At 72.5% G+C, this 14911-nt stretch carries 12 protein-coding genes; all 12 read right to left on the reverse strand.

Going from position 1 to position 14911, the window contains the following annotated elements; genetic code table 11:
- Nucleotides 1-3 precede the first annotated feature (3 nt).
- Nucleotides 4-1464 carry an FGGY family carbohydrate kinase gene (locus Q0795_RS00310; protein ID WP_298885231.1) on the reverse strand — a complete coding sequence of 487 codons (1461 nt, stop codon included), beginning with the start codon at nt 1462-1464 and terminating at the stop codon, nt 4-6.
- A 151-nt stretch (nt 1465-1615) separates the two neighbouring features.
- Nucleotides 1616-2623, reverse strand: coding sequence for an ABC transporter substrate-binding protein (locus Q0795_RS00315; protein ID WP_298885232.1), 1008 nt, complete (start codon nt 2621-2623; stop codon nt 1616-1618).
- A complete protein-coding gene (locus Q0795_RS00320) occupies nt 2623-3741 on the reverse strand; it encodes an ABC transporter permease (RefSeq protein WP_298885234.1) in 1119 nt (372 codons plus the stop codon). The genes Q0795_RS00315 and Q0795_RS00320 overlap by 1 nt, the downstream gene beginning before the upstream one ends.
- Nucleotides 3738-4505: an ATP-binding cassette domain-containing protein gene (locus Q0795_RS00325; RefSeq protein WP_298885236.1), complete on the reverse strand. Its 768-nt coding sequence runs from the start codon at nt 4503-4505 to the stop codon at nt 3738-3740. The genes Q0795_RS00320 and Q0795_RS00325 overlap by 4 nt, the downstream gene beginning before the upstream one ends.
- A gap of 73 nt (nt 4506-4578) precedes the next feature.
- On the reverse strand, nt 4579-5637 hold the full coding sequence (locus Q0795_RS00330; RefSeq protein WP_298885239.1) for a LacI family DNA-binding transcriptional regulator: 1059 nt from the start codon (nt 5635-5637) through the stop codon (nt 4579-4581).
- A 221-nt stretch (nt 5638-5858) separates the two neighbouring features.
- Nucleotides 5859-6425, reverse strand: coding sequence for an AAA family ATPase (locus Q0795_RS00335; RefSeq protein WP_298885242.1), 567 nt, complete (start codon nt 6423-6425; stop codon nt 5859-5861).
- A gap of 14 nt (nt 6426-6439) precedes the next feature.
- Nucleotides 6440-8284 carry a glycoside hydrolase family 2 protein gene (locus Q0795_RS00340; RefSeq protein ID WP_298885244.1) on the reverse strand — a complete coding sequence of 615 codons (1845 nt, stop codon included), beginning with the start codon at nt 8282-8284 and terminating at the stop codon, nt 6440-6442.
- Nucleotides 8281-9369, reverse strand: coding sequence for a glycoside hydrolase family 43 protein (locus Q0795_RS00345; RefSeq protein WP_298885246.1), 1089 nt, complete (start codon nt 9367-9369; stop codon nt 8281-8283). The genes Q0795_RS00340 and Q0795_RS00345 overlap by 4 nt, the downstream gene beginning before the upstream one ends.
- Nucleotides 9366-11645: a family 43 glycosylhydrolase gene (locus tag Q0795_RS00350; RefSeq protein WP_298885248.1), complete on the reverse strand. Its 2280-nt coding sequence runs from the start codon at nt 11643-11645 to the stop codon at nt 9366-9368. The genes Q0795_RS00345 and Q0795_RS00350 overlap by 4 nt, the downstream gene beginning before the upstream one ends.
- Nucleotides 11646-11722: 77 nt before the next feature.
- Entirely contained in the window at nt 11723-12550 is an 828-nt protein-coding gene (locus tag Q0795_RS00355; protein ID WP_298746187.1) for a carbohydrate ABC transporter permease, read from the reverse strand.
- Entirely contained in the window at nt 12547-13566 is a 1020-nt protein-coding gene (locus tag Q0795_RS00360) for a carbohydrate ABC transporter permease (protein WP_298885249.1), read from the reverse strand. Before Q0795_RS00360 ends, Q0795_RS00355 begins: the two co-directional genes overlap by 4 nt.
- Nucleotides 13566-14909: an ABC transporter substrate-binding protein gene (locus Q0795_RS00365; protein ID WP_298885251.1), complete on the reverse strand. Its 1344-nt coding sequence runs from the start codon at nt 14907-14909 to the stop codon at nt 13566-13568. Before Q0795_RS00365 ends, Q0795_RS00360 begins: the two co-directional genes overlap by 1 nt.
- Between the last annotated feature and the right edge of the window lie 2 nt (nt 14910-14911).

The raw sequence follows: 14911 nt of genomic DNA on the forward strand, positions 1-14911 counted from the left end.
CGCTCAGCGGTGTGCGGGGAGTAAAGACAGGGCCGAGACGGCGGCGCCGTAGGCCGTGTCCTGGGACCGGTGGGAGACCTCCAGGCGCGGCAGGACCCGGCCCCGGGCCTCCCGGACGCTGGCCCAGGACGTCCAGCCGCCGGTGAGCAGCGCCGAGGTGGCCGGCGGCAGCTCGCGGTCCAGGACCTCGACGAGGCGCGCGATCTCCTCGTTGCCGTGCTCGAGCACCGCCCGCATGAGCAGGGCCGGCGACACCTCGTCCGTGCCGATCCGCAGCGCGAGCTCGCCGTCGTCGTTGCGGGCGCCCGCGACGGTGATGCCGCTGCAGGGGGCGTCCGCCGGCAGGGCCAGCACCGCCTCGTCGAGGGCCCGGTGGGACGGCTCGTCGACCATCCCCAGCATCGTGAGGGTGCGCCGCATGAGCAGGCCGGTCTTGACGCCGGCGACGACCACCCAGCGGCCGGGGACGACGTGCGGGACGCAGTTGATGAGGGAGGCCCCCAGCCGGCTGCGCGCCTCGAAGGTCAGCGGCGTGTCGATGACCCGCAGGAGCACCTCGGCGGTCCCGAGGGAGACGTGGTAGCGCCCTCCTGGCGAGGCGGTGGTGTCCGGGTCCGCGGCTGCGGCTGCGGGCTCGTGGTCGTCGCCCTGCGCAGGGTCGTCGCCCTGGTCGTGGTCGTCGCCGTGAGCATGGTCGCGCTCGCTCGCGCGGCTCGAGACCAGGTGGTCGTGCCCGGCGACGCTGAGCTCGGCCTGCGCGAACGCCTCGGGGACCCGGGCGGCGTCGACGCGGCCGACCGGCGTGCCGGCGTCGACCAGCGGCGGGACGACCTGCGCCCCCACGCCGAGGTGGGCGAGCAGCTCGGGCCAGACCTGCCCGGTCTCCACCTGCAGCAGCCCGGTGCGGGCCGCCAGCGAGCGCTCCGCGACGACCGGCCCGCCGAGGGCGTGCACGACGAACTCGGGCAGGCCCAGCCAGCGTGCGTCCGCCACCGGTGCGCCACGGTCGCGCAGGTGGGCGATCTTGGCGGCCGAGACCTGGACGCCCCAGGGCAGCCCGGTGCGCCCGGGGAACTGCGCCCGCAGGTCGGCCGGCAGCGCCTCGACCGCGTCCGCACCGGTGCGGTCGAACCACGCGAAGGCGGGGGCGAGCACCCGGCCGTCGGGGCCCAGGAGGAAGCCGGACTCCCCCATCCCGGTGACGGACAGGACCTCGACCCGGGGCGGCGCCCCGGCGGCCCCGGCGTCGCCGCCGCCGAGGGTGGTGAGCTGGCGGGCCGCGTCGTCGAGGACCTCGTGCACGGCCGCGACCAGGGCACTCTCGGTGAGGACGACGGCGCCGGCCTCGTCCTCCTCCCAGGGGGTGGCGGTGCGGCTCAGCGCGACCTCCTCGCCCCGGTCGTCCAGGACGAGCAGCTTGATCCCGGTGCTGCCCAGGTCGAGCCCGGCTACCAGTGTCGGCACGTCGCTCCTTCTCTGCGTGGTGCTCCCGCGGGCTGCCGCGGGGGGTCGGGTGGGTCGGGATGGTCGGTGCTCTGCGCCGGGTCGCGGCCGGCGCCGGGACGTGGTGCCCCGTTCCAGGGCCGGGGCACCACGCCCGGGGGTCAGCGCCGGGTCAGCACTCGGAGGCGTAGAGGGCCGCCTGGCCCTCCTCGCTGTCCAGGGTGTCGGCGGTGACGATGGTGAAGCCCGTCTGGATCTGGGCCTCGGTCTCCTCGCCCTCGAGCGCCATGAGGGCCTGCTCGACGCCCTGGTAGCCGATCTCGTAGGGCTGCTGGGCGATGATGGCCTGCACGGTGCCGTCCTCGAGGGCCTCGACCTGGGCGGGGCCGGCGTCGAAGCCGACCACCTGAACCTCACCGGAGACACCCGCCTGCTCGATGCCGGTGGCGGCGCCCTCGGCGCTGAAGATGTTGGTCGCGAAGATCGCCACCAGGTCGGGGTCGCGCTGCAGCGCCGAGGTGACGATCGAGGCCGCCCGCGCCGGCTGGTTCTGGGCGTACTCCACGCCGACGTACTCGAAGGAGTCGTCCTGCGCCACGGCCTCCTCGAAGCCCTGGACCCGGTCGTCCGAGGTCGAGATGCCCGGCTGGTTGTCGATGACGAGCACCTTGCCGCCGTCGGGCGCCAGCTCCTGGATGGCCTCGAAGGCCGCGGCGCCACCGCCGACGTTGTCCGAGGCGATCTCGGAAACCGCGAAGGAGGGGTCCTCCACCGTGGTGTCCACCAGGACGACCTCGCTGTTCTCGGCGGCGTCCTCGAGGGGTCGCTGCAGCGCGGTCACGTCGTTCGGGGCGATGAGGATGGCGTCCGGCTCGTTGGCCGAGACCGAGGTCACGATCGGCTGCTGCAGCGCCGGGTCCCAGCGCTGCGGGCCCTGGACGGACACCTCGGCGCCCATCTCCTCGGCGGCGGCGCGCACGCCGCACTCCATGGAGATGTAGAAGTTGTCGCCGATGACGCCCTGGATGAAGGCGACCTGGGGGGTGCCGGAGGAGCCACCCTCGGCCTGGGTGCCGTCGGCGCCGTCGCCGCCGCTGTCGGCGTCACCGCCTCCGCAGGCGGCCAGCCCCGTGGTGGCGAGAGCGGCGGCGAGGATCGTCATTGATCGGTGGAGTCGCATCAGGAGTCCTTTCGGTGGTGGGTGAAGATGCGGGAGAGGAAAGAGCTGCGGGGGCGGCCGCGGGTCGCGGACGCGCGGCGGACCTGGTCGAAGTAGACGGCGCCGATGAGGAAGGCCCCGACCACGACCTGCTGCCAGTACGGCGCCACCCCGAGGATGACGAAGCCGTTGCGCAGCGTCGCCGGGATGAGCAGGCCGACCACCGTGCCGAAGACGGTCCCGATGCCCCCGAAGAGGCTGGTCCCGCCGATGACGACGCCGGCGATGACGTCCAGGTTGGTGAGGCTGTGCCCGGCGATCGTGGTGGACCGGAAGAAGGTCAGGTTGAGGATGCCGGCGAGCCCGGCGAGCAGCCCGGCGAAGGCATACACCTTGATGAGCTGCCGGTCGACCTTGATGCCGACCCGGCGGCACGCCTCGGGGTTGGAGCCGACCGCGCTGGTGTGCAGGCCGAACCGGGTGCGGCGCAGCAGCACGATGCCCAGGAGGACGACGAGTGCCGCCACCAGCACCAGGATGGGGATCCCGGCCACCTGGCCGAACCCGACGGTGTTGACCAGGACGTCCGGGACGGCGCGGCGGTCGATGCCGCCGGTGAAGACCTGCGCCAGACCGAGCGCGGCGCCGAAGGTGCCGAGCGTGACGATCATGGGCGGGACCTTGGCCTTGGCGACGAAGAAGCCGTTGACCAGGCCCCACCCCAGCCCGCAGCCCAGCGCCACCAGGATGCCGACGAGCGCCACGCCCCAGCCCTGACCGTCCCCGAGGCGTTCCATCGTCAGCGACGAGACCACCCCGCTGAAGACCAGGATCGAGCCCATGGACAGGTCGATGCCACCGGTGACGATGATGAAGGTCGTCCCCACGCCGAGCACGGCGAGGATGGCGACGCTGACCGCGATGTTGCGGAAGTTGTTGACGTCGAGGAAGGCCGTGGGGGCCATGGCGCTGAAGATCGCGCAGATGACCAGCCAGACGAGCACGATCTGCAGGGCCTGCGCCTGCACCCGACGGCGCAGCTGCTCCCCGACGGAGGCCCGGGGGGCCGCCTCGGCGTCACCGGCCCCGACCGGCTGGTCGCCGGCGAGGTCGTCCTTGGTGTGCGTGGCGTTGCTCATGATGCCTCCCTGGTGTCGAGCGCCCCGGTCATGGCGCCGACGAGCTCCTCGACGCTGGAGGACTTCGCGTCGAAGACCGCGACGCGGCGGCCCTGACGCATGACGTGGACCCGGTCCGAGACCTCGAGGACCTCGGGCATGGAGTGGCTGATGTAGACGACGCCCAGCCCCTGGTCACGGATCCGGCGGATGAGGTCGAGCACCCCCTTGGTCTGCACGACGCCGAGCGCGGCGGTCGGCTCGTCGAGGAAGATCACCTTGTCGGCCCAGGTGGCCGCCCGGGCGACCGCGATGGCCTGGCGCTGGCCGCCGGACATGCCGCTGACCGCTCCCTCGTAGTCGCGCACGGTCGCACCGAGGCTGTCGAAGGCCTCGGCGCCGCGCCGGCGCATCTCGGCCCGCTGCATGAGGCCGAGCCGGCCCAGCAGCCCCGGCCGCATGAGCTCGCGGCCGAGATACATGTTCTGGATGGGGTCGAGGTGGTTGGCCAGCGCCAGGTCCTGGAAGACCGTCTCCACCCCCAGGTCGCGTGCCTGGTTCGGGTTGGTGAGCGTGAGCTCCTTGCCCTCGAAGGAGAGGGTGCCGCCGTCCGGGACGTCGGCCCCGGCCAGGATCCGCACGAGGGTGGACTTGCCGGCGCCGTTGTCGCCGATGAGCGCGGAGACCTCCCCGGGACGGACGTCGAAGTCCGCACCGTCCAGCGCCTGCACGGCGCCGAACCGGCGGACGATGCCGCGCGCCTCGTAGATCGCGTCGGTGCTCATCGGGTCGGCTCCTTGCTGATGTGGTCCTCGGGGATGTCGCACCCCGTCGTCGCGGTGAACATGTGCCTCCTTCTCAGGCTCGGGACATCTGCTGGCGGGTGGGGGGTGCGGCGATCTCGCCGGTCCCACGGGGGATCAGTCGGGCGGGCACCTCGATGACCCCGGTCGGCCCGTGGGCGGGGTCGTGCGGGGGCAGGTGGGCCAGCAGGGCCTCCGCCGCGGTCTGCGCGATCCGCCGGGCCGAGTGGTCGACGACGGTCACCGCGGGCTGCACGCTGTCCGCCATGGTGAAGTCCCCGAAGGACACGAGCGCCACGTCGGTGCGCCCGAACTGGTGCAGGGCGGGAACCACCCCGAGGGAGAGCCGAGAGCTGCAGGAGAAGATCGCCGTGGCCGGGTCGGCGAGGTCCAGCACCTGGCGCACCTGGCGCATCGCCGAGCTCTCGTCGTCGCACTCCATGCGCATCAGCTCGGGGGCCACCTCGACGCCGGCCTCGGTCAGCGCGCGGCGGTACCCCTCCTGCCGCCCCCGGGTGGTGGGCAGGTCGAGCGAGTCGCTGAGCAGGGCCACCCGACGGTGGCCGTGCGCCAGCAGGTGACGGGTCGCCTCGAAGGCCATGCCGGGGTCGTCGGAGACCACCGAGGCGGCCCCCTCGACGTGGCCGACGCGGTCCACGAAGACGACCGGGGTGCCGGCCAGGTCCGCGGCGGAGATCGAGGCTGGCGTGGTCGGCGCGACGATGACGCCGGCGCAGCGCCGGCGCACGAGGCTGCGGACGATGTCGCGCTCCCGGCCCTCCTGGCGGTTGCTGGAGGCGAGCAGGCAGCTGTAGCCGGCGGCGTCCAGCACCGACTCCAGGGTCGCGGCCAGCTCGGAGAAGAAGATGTCACCGATGCTGTCGACGACGACACCGACGGTGCGGTCGTGGCCCGCGCGCAGCGAGCGGGCCGCGGGGTCTGGCTCGTAGGCCAGCGACTCCATCGCGTCCTGGACCGCCTGCCGGGTGGCGCTGGACACGTTCGGCCCGTCGTTGAGCACCCGCGAGGCGGTCTTGAGGCTGACGCCGGCCAGCGCGGCGACGTCGCGGAGGGTGGGGCCGGAGATCCGCCGGCGGGGGGTGAGGGAGGTCATCGACGACCTCCCCGAGAACCGGGTGCACCAGCACGCCGCAGCGTGTGCGCTCGCTCCGCCATGGAGGCCTCCGGTCGTCGTTGTCCATCGTTGTCATCTGCTGACAACAGGAGTCTGCCTCGGCGATGACACCGTTGTCAACGGATCGGCCGGACGAGTTTCTGGACGTGGATGAACGCGCGCCTCTCAGAGCGACGTGCAGCGCTCGTTCCGGGCGAGCCTCAGCGCGGCGCCTTCACCAGCTGCTGGTGCAGGTGCCGAGCCTGCTCGGGCGGCGGCAGCGTGGCGTCCACCGCGAGGTGCGGCGCGGCCGGCGGGGCGAGGTCCACCCCGGCGAGGTAGCCGTCGAGGTCCGCCAGCTTGGCGTGGTCCCGCTGCGCCCCCCGCGCCCGCAGCCGCTCGCCGAGCTCACCGGCGGAGATCTCCAGCCAGGCCAGCCACGGGTCACCGCCGGCCTCGGTCAACGTCCGGGCGAGCACGGCCCACACCCCCGGGTCCGCCCGCTCTGCCGTGAAGGGCGCCACGAGCACCACCGGCGTGCCGGTGCGCAGGCAGTCCTGGGCCGCGCCCACGAGGCAGGCGTACCTCGCCCGGCGCACCTGCGGCGCGACCTGCGGGTCGTCATACCCCTGGCCCCCGAGCGAGGCCAGGAGCAGGTCCACGAGCGGGTTCGTCACCGTGTCGAGGTCCAGCAGCGCCGCCCCGAGCACCCGGGCCAGCTCCTGCCCGGTCGAGGTCTTCCCGGCCCCGGGTGCCCCGGTGACCGCCACTGCCAGCTGCTCTCCCACGGCGGCCAGACTAGTCACTCCTGCTCGTAGGCCGCCTCGGCACCGAAGACCGCGCGGATGCGGGCCATGTCGAACTTCACCGAGCGGTCGAAGCCGTAGATGCCGTTCTTCTCCTGGAACACGTCGGTGAGCTGGGTGTAGCAGTAGCCGAACATCAGCGGGTCCTGGTCCAGCACCCGGGTCAGGCCCTCCACCCGGGCGTAGAACTCCTCCTCGTCCCGCACCCGGTCGCCGTAGCCCCAGGAGGCGCCGGAGTCGTTCGCCTCGTCGGACCGGGAGCGCTCCTGCTCCGGGACCCACCAGATCCCGCCGTACTCGCTGCAGAAGTACGGCTGGCCGGCGTACGGCAGGGAGTAGGCGGGGGCGCCGGGCTGGCACGCCCCGGTGTTCTCCCCGGTGTTGGTCCAGGGCGACCCCTCCGCCAGGCCGGACATGTGCTCGGCGAGGACCGCCGGGTCCTGCGCGTAGTCGTGGCTGTCCCAGACGTCGGTGGCCGCGACCCGGTGGCTGTATCCCGAGGCGTCGATGACCGGTCGGGTGCGGTCGATGCCCTTGGTCGCCCAGTACATCGCGTGGGTCACGTCGTCGAGCGCGGTGAACCGGTCGTGCAGGAACTGGTGGGTCTCGTTGAGCGGGCACCAGCCGACGACGGAGGGGTGGGAGTAGTCGCGCTCGACCGCCTCGACCCACTGGGCGACGAAGGTCGGCCCGTGCCCCTGGTTGTGCCCGGCCGGCCCGGCCCCGGAGACCCCCCAGTCGGGGAACTCGCCCCAGACGAGGTAGCCCAGCCGGTCGCAGTGGTGCAGGAAGCGCTCCTCGGCGATCTTCTGGTGGATGCGGGCCCCGTTGAAGCCGGCCGCCAGCCCGAGCTCGATGTCGGCGACCAGCGCCTCCTCGCTCGGGGCGGTCATCAGCGAGTCGGGCCAGTACCCCTGGTCCAGGACCAGGCGCTGGAAGACGGGCTCGCCGTTGAGCAGGATGCGGTGCCCGTCGATCGCGAGGGTGCGCAGCCCGGCGTAGGACTCCAGCTCGTCCAGCACCTCTCCCCCGGCGTCCAGCAGCTCCAGGTGCAGCCGGTAGAGGTGCGGGTCCGCCGGGCCCCACCAGCGTCGCCGGTCGGCGGGGACGTCGAGGCGCAGCCGCGGCACCAGCTGGCGCCCGACCGCCGCCTCCGCGGTGGCGACCTCCCCGGCGTCGTCGCCGAGGGTGGCGCGCACCCGCTGCCCCGGTATGCCGCCGGTCACCGGCAGCTCCACGTCGAAGGCCCCGGCGGCGTCCGGGGTGATCCGCGCCCGGCCCAGGAAGCTGCTCGGCACCGACTCCAGCCAGACCGGCTGCCAGATGCCGGTGGTGCGCGGGTACTGCGCGTGCGTGCCGTGGAACCAGGTCGCCTGCTTGCCGCGCGGCAGCAGCTCGTGCCGCGGGTCCCGGGCCCGGATGACCAGGGTCGCCGACCGACGGCCGGCCAGCGCCGCGGTGAGGTCCAGCGTGAAGCTGGTGTGCCCGCCGCGGTGCCGGCCGACCTCGGTGCCGTCCACCCAGACGGTGGCGTCGTGGTCGATCGCCTGGCAGTGCAGCAGGACCCGGTCCTGGACCGGCCAGTCCGCCGGCAGCTCCACGGCGCGGCGGTACCACACCGCCTCGTGCCAGTCGAGGTCGTCGACCCCGGACAGCGCGGACTCCGGGGCGAACGGGACCAGGATGGAGGACCCCAACTCCCGGTCGAGCAGCCCGCGTTCCAGGCCCGAGTCGCCGGGGTCTCGCTCGAACTCCCAGGTGCCGTTGAGGCTCATCCAGCGCCCGTCCGGGCGGACGAACTGGGGGCGGGGGTGCTCCGGGCGGGGGACGTCCGCGCTCATCGGCCCACCCCGGCCTCCGGTGCCACCGGGTGGTCGACGGTGGGTTGCTCCACCTCGACGCCGCCGTCCTGCGTGAAGGTCACCCGGGAGAGCCACATCTGCCGCCCGACGGCCTCGTCGCCGACCGCGCCGGGGACCCAGGCGTGGTAAACCATCCACAGCTGCCCGTCGACCTCGATCAGTGAGTTGTGACCGGGCCCGGCGGCGACCTCGTTGGCGACCAGCACCGGCTCCGGGTCCTTGGTGAAGGGACCGGTCGGGCTGTCCGAGACGGCGTGACCGACGGCATACGCCTCGGTCCAGAAGCCGTTGCCGGAGTAGAACAGGTGGAAGCGGCCCTCGTGCTCCCAGACCGAGGGCCCCTCGACGAGCATGTCCTCCCAGGGCTGGTCCTGCTGCAGCACGTCCACGGTCTCCCCCTCCACGCTCATCCCGTCCTCGGCGAGCCGGGCCACCCGGATGAAGGTGTCCACGCCGACGTGGTTGCCGTCGTTCTTCCAGTAGAGGTAGGCGGTGCCGTCGGAGGCGATGAACGGGCTGGTGTCGATCGAGCCGCCCTCCTCGATCTCGCACAGCAGCGGCTCGTCCGACTCGTCGACGTACGGCCCGGCCGCCTGGTCGGATACGGCCACCGAGATGCACTGCCGGTCCTCACCGGACAGGGCGGTCGTGTAGTACATCCGGTAGCTGCCGTCGGCCCAGCGGATCGTCTCCGGCGCCCAGACCTTGCCGGGGGTGGACCAGCCCGGCAGCGCGGGTAGTGCGTCGCTGCCCTGCGACCAGTCGACCATGTCCTCGCTCAGGGCGGTCTGCACGTTCATCGCGTTGCCGTTGGTGGCGAACGCGATGTAGCCGCCGTCCTCGTCGGCCAGGATGTGCGGGTCGGGGAAGTTGGTCGGGTGGACAGGGTTGGTGAACCCGGTGCCTGCGGCCACGTCGGCCTCGCTCTCGGTGGTCTGCTCGGTGGTCTGGTCGGTGGTCCGGTCGGTCGCCGCGTCCGGGCCTGCCCCGCCCCCGCCGGCGCACCCGGCGAGGACGAGGAGGGCGAGGGGTATGCCGACCGCGCGCCTCGTCCGGCGCCTCACGGCGCCGACTCGTAGACGGTCAGCTCGTGGAAGCGGGCGTCGACCGCGGGTTCGGCGCCGCCGCCGGCGTAGAGGCCCAGGCGGGGGTCGGTGTCCGCGGGGAAGGTCCATGCCGCTCCCCACACCCAGGACTCGCCGGCGTCCCTGCTGATCCCCGCGCGGTAGACGTGCTCGCCCTCGGCGTTGGTGGTGTGCGCCAGCCGCATCGCCATCCTCGGGGCCGGAGCCCCGATGATCGCCCCGGCGTAGATCGTCCGCTCGTCGCCCTCGGCGACCGCGACCTCCCGGCCGTACTCGACCGTCCGGGTGTTCCAGATGGCCACCGATCCCAGCCGGGCGAAGTCGTCGTCGTCCTCGTGGACGATGAGGCCGGCCTGCTGGTAGTTGCGGACGGTGTCCTCGCCGAGGTCCAGGGTCAGCTCGGTCTCGGCGATCCAGTCACCCTCCGGCATGTCGCGCAGCAGCAGGGCGCCGGTGTTCGTGGCGCCGACGGCGTCGACCGACCGGAGCGGCCAGACGAGGTCACCGTCCTCGGTGGCGATGTCCTCCTGCGGGCGCACCCACTCCCAGGAGGGGTCCACCCCGGTGGTGAAGGTGTCCCGGAAGAGGACGTCCCCGGGCTCGGGGTCCGGCACCGCCTCGGTGACGGGCACCGCCTCGGTCTGCACCCCGACGTTGTCGACCCGGGCGCCGTCGCCGGCCAGCAGCACCGGCGCCGCGGCGAGGGAGAAGCCGGGGAAGGAGGCGTCGGCCAGCGCCATCGGGTCGTTGAGATCGGCCGCGGACACCTGCGCGGTGGCGCTGCGGGCTCCGGCCTCGACGGTGAGCGTGCGCCAGCCCTGCCCGGTGGGCAGCGGGGTGACGGACTCGTCGACGACCTCCTTCGCGCCCATCAGGACAGCGGTCCGCAGCTCGCCGGCCGCGCCGTCGTAGGTGACCCGGACCCTCTTCGGGTGCGCGCCCAGGGTGAGGGTGAGCGTGTCCTCCGCCCGGACGTCCAGGCGCACCCGGGCCGCTTCGCCGGGGGCCGTCGCACGGCTGGTCGTGGTGCCCTGGAGCACCCCGACGTCGCCACCCTGCGGGTCCTGAGCCCTGCTCATCCCGGTGAAGGCGGTGGCCGGGTCGGCGGGGTCACCGGGCAGCAGCGAGGAGGTCACCGGCAGCGGCTGCGGGCCCTCGGACGGACCGGCGCCGGCGTTGGTGCGCGGCCAGCCGTCGATCCAGTCGAGCCGGTCGAGGAGCATCGGGCGCCGGTTGATGCCGAACGGGTCGGACAGCCAGGGCTCGTCCTTGTCGATCGCGTGGTAGACGATGAAGTCCTGTCCGGTCGCGTCGGTGAGGACGGAGTGGTGGCCGGCACCGACCCAGCTGTTGCCGTTCTGCGTGAGGACCGTCGTGCCGCCGGTGACGGAGGCGGACAGGTCGAGACCGTCGGCGTCCAGGAAGGGGCCGCGCGGGTCCTTCGAGCGACCGGCGAAGACCGAGTAGCCGGTGGCCGGGCCCGCGCAGCAGTTGGCGGAGGAGCCCATGAGGTAGTACCAGCCGTCGTGCTCGACGACGTAGGCGCCCTCGTAGCGGTCGTTGATCGCGACCGGGGTGGGCTCCCCGACCGGCGTGAGGCCGTCGGCGCTGACCTCGGTCACCTCCAGGCCGCCGAAGTAGGAGCCGTAGTAGAGCCACTGGCGCCCGTCGGTGCTCGTGAACCCCGCGGGGTCGAAGGTCCACAGGAACCGGCCGTCGTCCAGCTGCCGCGGCGCCACGATGGGCTCGTCGGCCGGCACCCACGGGCCGGCCGGGTCCGCGGAGGTGGCGACCCCGATCGCGGAGTCCTCACCGGGGTTGCGGGTGGTGTCGGTGACGGTGAAGTAGAGGACGTACTGACCGTCGACGTAGCGGATGTCGGGGGCCCACAGGCCCGCCGACTCCTCCGCCCAGGTGGGGCGGTTGGTGTCGTCGAAGATGGTGCCGACGTACTCCCAGGTCGCCCAGTCGCGGGTGCGCGAGATGTGCCCGATGCCCGGCTCCTGGCCGGCGTAGAGCGGGTCGGCGGTGGCGTAGGCATACCACCAGCCGTCCTTGCCCTGGATGACCGCCGGGTCGGCGTAGGTGTCGGAGAAGGCGTCGCTGACCGCGTTGGTGTAGGTGCCCTCGGGCGCCGCGGGGGCGGCGGGTGCCGCGGGCGCCGCGGGGGCCGCGAGACCGGGTCCGGCCAGGGTCGCGCTCAGGGCGAGCGCGGTCCCGGCGGCGAGCAGGGCACGGCGTGGGTGGTGGGTCATGGGCATCTCCTTCGATGCGGGACGGTCGGGACGGTCGGCGAGTGCGGGGCGCGGGCGGGTCGAGGACGGTGCGCGCCTCAGCCCTTGACCCCCGAGGTGGCCACGCCGTCGATGACGTAGCGCTGGACGAAGACGTAGAGCAGCAGCACCGGGAGCGAGGCGATGACGGCGCCGGCCATGATGACCGGGTAGTCGATGGTGTAGGCGCCCTGCAGCTTGGACAGCCCGATGGGCAGGGTGAGCCGCGCGTCGTTGAAGAGCACGTAGAGCGGCCAGATGAAGTCGTTCCAGTTCGCCAGGAAGCTCAGCACCAGCAGGGTCACCAGGGCCGGCGTCGCGTTCGGGAGCATGATCCGGAAGAACGTGGTGAACGGCCCGGCACCGTCGATCCGGGCGCTCTCCTCGAACTCCTTGGGCAGGGACAGGAAGAACTGCCGCATGAAGAACACCCCGAAGGCGCCGGCCGCCCCGGGCACGACGATGGCTGCGAGGGTGTCGAGCCAGCCGAGCCGGTCCAGGGTGAGGAAGTTGGGCATGAGGAAGATGAACCCGGGGACGAACATCGTGGAGATGATCACCCCGAACATGAGGTTCTTCCCGGGGAAGTCCATCCGCGCCAGGGCGTAGCCGGCCAGCGACGCGGTCAGCACCACCAGCAGCGCGTGCGCGGTGGCCGCGAGCATGGAGTTGAGGAACCAGCGCAGCACCGGGTTGTCCGCCGAGGTGAAGAGCACCTCGTAGGCCCGGAAGGTGATCTCTCCGGGCAGCAGACCGGGGTCGGCGGACTGCGCCTCCGCGGTCGGCTTCAGCGACGTGAGCAGCATGGCCGCGATGGGTCCGACGAAGACGACCGAGAGCAGCGTCAGCACCACCCACAGCAGCGGGTTCCGGGCGGCGCGCCTCATCGCACGGTCCCCAGGCTCGCGGGGGTGGCCGGGACCTGCGGGTCCGACGGCTCCGGGGGAGGCCCGTCGTTCCCCCTGCGGCGCCGTCGCTCCGCGCGCTGCACCCGGGCCTGCTCGGCCGCGTCCTTGTCCCGCATGAGCCAGAAGTTGGCGATCGAGACGACGGCCAGGAAGAGGGCCAGCAGGTAGCTCTGCGCGGCCGCCGCCCCCATCTGGTAGCGGCTCAGCCCCAGCTCGGTGATCACCATGATCGCCGTCTGGGTCGACTGCGAGGGTCCACCCTGGGTGATGAGGTAGGACTGGCCGAACATGTTGGCGCTGGCCAGCACGGTGATGACCACCACGAAGATCATGACCGGGCGCAGCCCGGGCAGGGTCACGTGGACGAAGCTCGCCCACCACCCGGCGCCGTCGAGGGCGGCCGCCTCGTAGTGCTCGGCGGGGATGTCGCCCAGCCCGGCCAGGAAGATGACGGCGTTGAAGCCCAGGGTCCACCACACCGTGACCCCGACCAGGCTGACCCAGGCCCACGGCTGCGAGGTGGTCCACGAGATGTCGGTGCCGAGGTAGGCGTTGACCAGCCCGAAGTTGCCGTCCAGCAGGTAGCGCCACATGAGGCCGATCACCGCGACCCCCAGCACGTAGGGCGCGAAGAACATGGCCCGGAAGAAGGTCCGGCCCGGGAACTTCTGCTGCAGCAGCAGGGCCAGCAGCAGCGGGAGCACCAGCAGGAAGGGCACGCTGATCACCGTGAACAGCAGGGTGTTGCCCATGCCGTTCCAGAAGTCCCGGAAGACCACCGAGGCGGGGTCCATGAGGTCGGTGTAGTTCTGCAGCCCGAGGAAGCGCTGCGAGCTCATCATGTAGTCCCAGTCGTGCAGGCTGATCCACAGCCCGTAGACGGCAGGGAAGGCCACGAAGGCGACGAACAGGGCCAGGTAGGGCGCCAGGAACAGGTAGGGCGTCAGGGGGGAGCCGGTGCGCCCGCCCCTGACCGGGGTACGGGGCGTGGCCATCAGCCGCTGTAGCGCGAGGCGTTCTCGTCGAGGATCGCCTGGGCCCGGGACGCGGTGTCGGCGAGGATGGCCTCCGGGTCGGCGCCGCTGAGGACGGCCTCGTTGAGCGCGCGGTCGAACTCGGCCATGCAGTCGCTGATCCCCGGGACCGTCGGGATGAAGCGGAGGTCGTCGAGCTGCTCCGCCAGGGTGGACTGCTCCTCCAGCGCCTCGAACTCGGGGGTCTCGCGGGCCGAGTTGCGGGCCGGCACCTGACCGGCCTCGGCCCACGCCTGCGACTGCTCGGAGATCCAGCTGACGAAGACCCGGGAGGCCTGGGCCTTGTCGGCGTCGGCGTTGCGCTGGCGGGGCAGCACGAACTGGTGGGAGCCCGCCCACACCCCGCCCGAGCCACCGATGTCGGGCAGCGGCGCGACGCCCCAGCTGATGTCGGTCTGCTTGAGGTCGTTGATCTGCCAGATGCCGTTCCAGTTGAACGCCGTGGTGCCGTTCTTGAGCGCGACGTAGTCGGCGTCCTGGTCCACGTTGGCCGGCGAGTAGCCGTTCTTGGCGAGGTCCACCCACCAGGTGAGGGCCTCCACCCCCGGCGCCTCACCCCAGGTGACCTGCGTGCCCTCGTCGTTGAAGAGACTGCCGCCGAACTGGTAGATGAGAGCCTGCACCGACAGCCCCCCGGTGAACGGGAACGGGCTGGCCCAGTGCCCCTCGATGCCGGCCGCCTTGAGGTCCTCCAGCGCCGCCATGTAGCTGTCGTGGTCGGTCGGCGGGGCCTCCGGGTCCAGCCCGGCCTGCTCCATGACGTCCTTGTTGTAGTAGAAGCCCAGGGGGTGGACGTCCAACGGGATGGCGAAGCGCTGGCCGTCGTAGATCCCGGCGGTCCAGGGGACCTCCGCGAAGTCGGACTCGGCCAGCTCCAGCGCCGCGGCGACGTCGTCCAGCGGCTGGATGACGTTGCGGGCGGCGTTGGTCGCCACCGAGTCGAGGTGCATGATGCCGATGTCCGGGCCGTTGCCGGAGGTGACCGCGGAGGGGAGCCGGGAGTAGTAGTCCGCCCACTGCATCGTCGTCATCGTCACCGCGATGTTCTCGTGCTCGGAGTTGAAGGTGTCGACCAGGGCCTTCATGGTCGGCCCGTCACCGCCGGTGAAGCCGTTCCAGAAGGCCAGGTCGACCGGAGGGCCGTCGTAGCCCCCGGCGCCACCGTCACCGGTGGCCACTGCCTGGTCGGCGCTGTCGCGCGGCGAGCTCCCGCCGCACGCCGCGAGCGAGGCGGTCATGCCTCCGGCCGCGGCGAGGGACAGGAAGGATCGACGGCTGAACGGAGAGCGGGTCGGCTGGGTCATGA

Source organism: uncultured Serinicoccus sp., assembly GCF_947487915.1.
Taxonomy (GTDB): domain Bacteria; phylum Actinomycetota; class Actinomycetes; order Actinomycetales; family Dermatophilaceae; genus Ornithinicoccus.